Source organism: Bacteroides sp. An269 (genome assembly GCF_002159755.1).
GTDB lineage: Bacteria > Bacteroidota > Bacteroidia > Bacteroidales > Bacteroidaceae > Phocaeicola > Phocaeicola intestinalis.
This window is the reverse complement of the sequence record NZ_NFJG01000045.1, coordinates 23,061-29,060: the sequence shown is the minus strand read 5'-3', so window position 1 is coordinate 29,060 and position 6,000 is coordinate 23,061. Positions and strand designations below refer to the sequence as shown.

General features: G+C 44.3%; 4 protein-coding genes. 3 read left to right on the top strand and 1 reads right to left on the bottom strand.

From position 1 onward, the window contains the following. Positions 1–556: 556 nt before the first annotated feature. Genes B5F71_RS10155 through B5F71_RS10145 form a run of 3 tightly spaced genes read left to right on the top strand, consistent with a single transcriptional unit; the run spans position 557 to position 4,620 of the window. On the top strand, positions 557–1,075 hold the full coding sequence (locus B5F71_RS10155; protein ID WP_143269877.1) for a hypothetical protein: 519 nt from the start codon (positions 557–559) through the stop codon (positions 1,073–1,075). Then, a complete protein-coding gene (locus B5F71_RS10150; protein ID WP_087209884.1) occupies positions 1,072–1,581 on the top strand; it encodes a hypothetical protein in 510 nt (169 codons plus the stop codon). Before B5F71_RS10155 ends, B5F71_RS10150 begins: the two co-directional genes overlap by 4 nt. 57 nt (positions 1,582–1,638) lie before the next feature. Continuing rightward, positions 1,639–4,620 carry an AsmA-like C-terminal region-containing protein gene (locus B5F71_RS10145; RefSeq protein ID WP_087209890.1) on the top strand — a complete coding sequence of 994 codons (2,982 nt, stop codon included), beginning with the start codon at positions 1,639–1,641 and terminating at the stop codon, positions 4,618–4,620. Between the two features lie 2 nt (positions 4,621–4,622). On the opposite strand, the gene B5F71_RS10140 is transcribed toward B5F71_RS10145, so the two are convergent. Beyond that, on the bottom strand, positions 4,623–5,966 hold the full coding sequence (locus B5F71_RS10140; protein ID WP_087209881.1) for an MATE family efflux transporter: 1,344 nt from the start codon (positions 5,964–5,966) through the stop codon (positions 4,623–4,625). Between the last annotated feature and the right edge of the window lie 34 nt (positions 5,967–6,000).

Genomic DNA, 6,000 nt, shown 5'->3' with positions numbered 1-6,000 from the left:
GTGCTTTGGGCGATTTTTTGGCCCTTTTCGCTCCTGTTCTTCGTCAGATAGCCCGCTATCTTCCTCATCACAGAAGCGAAAATGCCTCAAAAACTCATCCCAAATCATCACACGATAAATTCAAAACAGCTTCTAAAAAATCAATTTTTTTCTCACAATAGCCGCTGCCTTGTGAAAGGTGGCGGCTGTTATACTTAATGAATTCCTGCAAACAGTCATACCCTTGAAAAATGAATATATACTGCATCAACGGTTGAATATATACTGCATTCGCTTACGGATATATACTTCATCGGCAGATGCAGTACTACTGCGTTTTCAACTCGGCCGGATTGGCTGATGACGGAATTCATATCATACTTTATACAAACGTTTTTCGGTTTAAATATCATATTGTTGACAAGTGATTAGGCCTTTCCTTGTATGTATGTGCCGAAATGACAGATTCATTATGAAAATAGAGCGATTTACTGATAAGATAATCTGGTTGGTTGATAGTTTTTGGTATGGGATGAAAGAGCGCTTAACTTTGAAACATCATTAAAACAAAGAAGATATGAAAAGATACATTTGTAGTTTGTTGTTGGGGATGGCTTTCGGCGGAGAAATGTTTGCCGTGGCAGATAATTTTTCTGCTTTTCTTTGGCAAGCAGAAGAACAGGTAAAGGAAGTCCCCAACCCGGAGAAGATGGCAAAAAGGCGAACGGACGAAATGAACGAACTTTTGCAATTAAGCGAAAAGCAATACAAAAAAATATATAAGCTTTACTTGAAACAGGAAAAAGAAAAAGTGGAAAGGATGACAGAAAGACATCTGCCTGAAGGAGGGCGTCCCCCAATGCCTCCTGAAGGAGGAGGAGGGATGCCTCCACAAGGCGGAATGCCTCCGAGAATGGAAGGAATGCCACCTTCGATGCCCATGAAGAATGAACGGGAAGATATGCAGAAACAGATAAAAAAGTTCGACAAGAAGTTAAAGAAGATTCTAACTGACGAACAATATGAAATTTGGTCTTCCCGAACTCCTGCAGGGAAAGAGGACGAGATGTTGGTACCGGAAATGCTGATGGAATGAAAACGATAATAATATGGAGTGTGTTTGTTTTGTCAGTTATCAGTTCCTGCCAGCAAGCAGACATCGAATATTATCCGATAGAAAAGCATCATTTGGGGGAAACTTATACCTCATACACAATAAATAATGTGATGCAAAGCGATTCGGCAGGAGTGGTAGTATTCAATTTTTATCCCGAAGAAGTAACCAGTCTGTCGTATATCAATTACGATGAAGCGACATGTGTCTTTACTTTTCACCGGGGAGAAACGGCCGACTATCTTATTTCCTGGGATTATGAAACAGACGGCAACTACGTGGAAGTACAGTATGGACAGAATGCGATGTGGTATACCGTTAATGAACAAAAACACACAGGCGAATACCTCTTACGGGCGAATGACGGTATGTCAGTGCGTATGTGCATGCGGTCGGGAGGAAGTATGTATATTGAAAATGGGGAAACGTTTTATCAGGCAAATGTGACAGTGATGAAGTTTTCTATTGAAGAAGCGGCAGAAGAATAACCGCCGCTTCTTTTTATTTGTATCTTTGCCGTTGTTTTATGAACAAATAAAAGAATGATGAAAAAACGGACAAAGAATATTCTGAAAATAACCAGTTTGTCGGTCGTTGCACTGATTGTTCTGGCGTTGGGAGGCATAGCTTTGGCGGTTAATTTTATATTTACGCCCGAAAAACTTACTCCAGTGGTATTGAAGGTATCCAATCAGGTCTTGAATGCCAAATTGGATATGAAAAGTGTGGAATTGACTTTCTTTTCCACATTTCCCCGTTTCGGACTGAAACTGACAAATGGAAGTCTGGTCTCGAAAGCGTTGAAAGACACATTGTGGCAGAAAACAGATTCATTGGTCGCGTTCGACAAGTGTGTGGTGGTAGTTAACCCGTTGGATTATTTGTATAAGAATAAAATTACGGTTAATTATCTGGGATTGGAAAATGCCTCTGTCTATGCTTATAAAAGTAAGGAAGGGGTGGCAAACTGGGACATCATGCAGGTTGACACTTCTGCTGTGGCAGCAAAGGATACGGTAACGGCAAAGCCCCTGACGGGAGGCATTGACATCCGCCGGGTTTCGCTGAAACATGCAGATGTGGTTTTTGACGACCGCGACACCCGGTTGTATGCCAGCTTGCAGAATGCTTCTTTAGGATTGCGTGCCGCTCTGCATAAGGAACGTTCGCGATTGTCGTTGAAGTTTAAAAACGATAACATTATTTTCTGGCAAGACGGTCAGTTGTTGCTGCACCGGATAGCTGCAGAGTTGGATACCGACCTTGAACTGGAACGGCAAACACGTAAACTGGTGTTGCATGATGCCGGCATCAAGGTCAACGGTATTCATTTTGATGTGAAAGGGACATTGCAGGGCGATACGGTTCGTCGGGCACTGGCTGTAGATCTCACATACGGTCTGCATGCTCCTACGCTTGAAACGGTACTGAGCATGATACCCGAAAGTATTTTAAAACGTGAAAGCATGACTGCCAAGGGGGAAGTGATGATGCGGGGAACGGTAAAAGGCTGGTACGGGAAAAAACAGGTACCTGCTGTCACACTGGATGTCCGTATCAAGGATGCTTCTGCCAAATACGATAAATTGCCCTATGGAATTGACCATCTCTCGGCAGATTTTCAAGCTTTTGTAGACCTGATGCGTCAGAAACCTTCGTATGCCGATTTGAAAATTTTCCGTTTCCAAGGTGCACATACCGATGTATTGGCAGATGCGAAGGTGGATGATTTATTGGGTGATCCGGTGATTACGTTCAATACCCAATCAAAGATAGACCTGACTTCGTTGGCACAGACTTTCCCGTTACAACAGGGAGTAACTATCCAAGGAGCTGTCGAAGCAAACTTACAGTTGAAGACACGGTTGTCATCTATTAAGAAACGTGATTTGGGACGTATCCGGGCGGCAGGTAAAGTCACGATGAATGACATGTCGCTGCAAGATACAGCCAAAGGCTTCGAGTTTACCAGCGATGCATCACTGGCATTTTTAGGCAATGATTTCTTGGCCGCCCGTGCTCAGATAAGCAAGCTGGTGTTACGCTCTCGCCGTCTGGATGCCAATCTTTCCAGCCTTACCGCTACAGCAAAAACAACCAATCCGCAGGATACGGCACGAATAGCCAAAATGGATTGCAAGGTGGAATTGAATCAATTGAAAGGGAATATGGGAGATTCATTGGCTGTGTTTTGCAAGAAGACTACTGCCACTATCAGTCTGGAGCCAGGACAGCGGAATCCTTCCATGCCACGTATCGGGCTTTCAATGGAGGCAGATACATTGTTTGCACGTGCAGGCGATATCCGGTTCGGTATGGACAAGGCAGGGTTTGGCGTATCGGCAGAAAAGGTGCGCGATTCATTGTGGATACCTAAAGGCATCATTGGTTTCAATCGCCTGAAAGTAAATGTTCCTCAATTTGCTTTGCCTGTCCGTATGCGCAAGACGGCACTTACTGTAGGCGACCGTCGGATAACATTGAAAAATGCCAGTTTCCGTATTGGCCGTTCCGATTTGACAGCAAGTGGTGTGGTTTACGACTTATATGGCGTAATGAAGCATCATAAGGTATTGCGTGCCCAGTTGGATGTGTCTTCGCACAACCTTGATTGCAATCAGTTGATTAATGCCCTCAGTTTTCCGGCAGACACGGTGGATACGGAAGAGGCTGCAGAAGAGAAAGTGGATACAGCCTCGGCAATGAAATTGTTTATCGTGCCGAAGAACATAGATTTCGAACTGCAGACAAATTTGAAACGTGTACGTTACGACAAAATGGTATTCGAAAATGTACGTGGTGAAGTAAACGTTCGGGATCAGGCTGTGCACCTCAATGCTTTGCGGATGAAAGGATTGGATGCAAGTATGTTTGCAACAGTGGTTTATCGGGCCACAGAGAAAAAGCGAGGATATGCGGGATTTGATTTCAGGCTGCGTAGAATCAATATCGGTAAACTGGTTGATTTCATTCCTTCGTTGGATACCATCGTGCCAATGCTTCGTTCGTTCAAAGGGCAGGTCAATTTTGATGCTGCGGCAGAAGCCCGGCTTGATTCGAACATGAACATCAAAATACCCAGCCTGCGTGCCGCAGTCCGTATCGATGGTGACAGCTTGGTATTGATGGATGGGGAAACTTTTTCCGAGATATCAAAAATGTTGAGGTTCAAAAACAAGAAACGGAATGTGTTCGACAGCATATCAGTTAATGTAACGGTGAAAGACGGTAATGTGACGGTATATCCGTTTGTAGTGCAAATAGACCGTTATAAAGCTGCAGTGGGAGGGACACAAGGATTGGATATGAATTTCAATTATCACATATCCATTTTGAAATCGCCTTTGCCTTTCAAGATGGGAGTTACCATAACGGGCAATCTGGACAAGATGAAATTCAAACTGGGTAAAGCGAAATATAAAGATGCGGTTACACCGGTGGCCATCCGGCAGGTAGACAGTACGCGGGTTAACTTAGGACGTGACATCGTGAACGATTTTCGGAATATCGTGAGGCGGAGAGAATAGCCTTACCGAAGTATTTTGGGGAAGCGGAAGGCAAAAATAAGGGTACAACAGATGGCTGCTGTTGCATCTGAAATGCCTTCTGCTGCAAATACACCATGCACACCCATGATATGTGGAAGGACAAGTGCCAAAGGAACCAGAAGAAAGACTTTTCGCAAAAGGGCGATGAAAATGGATACTTTTGCCTGACCCAGTGCCACGAACATATTTTGGCAAGTACGTTGCAAGCCGAATATGGTCATACCGGCAAGGAATATGGGCATCATTTGACATACAACGGTTATTAGTTTTTGATCGGTAGTAAAAGCGCCAGCTATGACTGAAGGAAACAGTATCATAAACACAATCAGCACAAAGTTGAATGAAAACATCGAGATAAGCGCAATCTTGAAACACGATTTGACACGATTGAAATCGTGATGTCCGTAGTTATAGCTTACAATAGGGACAAATCCTTGTGCAAATCCGGTTAGTGGAACACTGACAATCATCATTGCACTTTGCATAATAGCGAGTGCACTGACGTAGATGTCGCCAAAGCGCTCCAACGTACCGTTTAATACGAAGCTTACCAGGCTTTCAGTACTTGCCATGATAAAAGGAGAAATTCCCAGTGCCAGAACGGGAAAAAGGATGCTTTTGTGTAGCCTCATATACTGCCGTTCCAGCCGGAGGGAAGCTTTTCCGGATGTCAGGAAACTTAACGTCCAGGCCGCACTGCAAGCTTGCGACAAGATGGTGGCAAAAGCTGCTCCTTTTACTCCCATGTCGAATGTAAAAATGAACAGAGGGTCTAACGCGATATTCAGAATGGCACCTATCAGCACTGAGTACATGGCAATGGCGGGACGTCCTTGTATGTTGATAAAAGTATTGAGCCCTACCGACAATTCTACGAAGAGCGTTCCCAGCAGATAAACCGACAGGTAATCAGTAGCATAGCCGATTGTCCGTCCGGATGCACCGGTAAACAATAAAATCGGCTCCATGAAAATATATGCTATGGAGGAAGTGATAAGTGTAAAGATTATCAGTAAAATGAAACCGTTACCCAGTATTTTTCCGGCCCGTTCGCGATCGCCTTGTCCTAAGGCTATGGCTGCCAATGGAGCACCTCCAGCTCCTACGATAGATGAAAAGGCAGAAATCAGAATGATGACTGCGCTGGTCACACCGATTCCTGCCAGCGCATCAGTTCCGATGTCTGGAATATGCCCGATGTAGATACGGTCTACGAGGTTGTATAGTAGGTTTACAAACTGTGCCGCGATGGCTGGGAGTGCCATCTTGAATACCAGCGGCAGCATACGTTCGGTACCTAATCTTTCTTCATATGCATTGTTCATTGCGCCTTTGCTTGAAAAATCGTGCAAAGGTAAT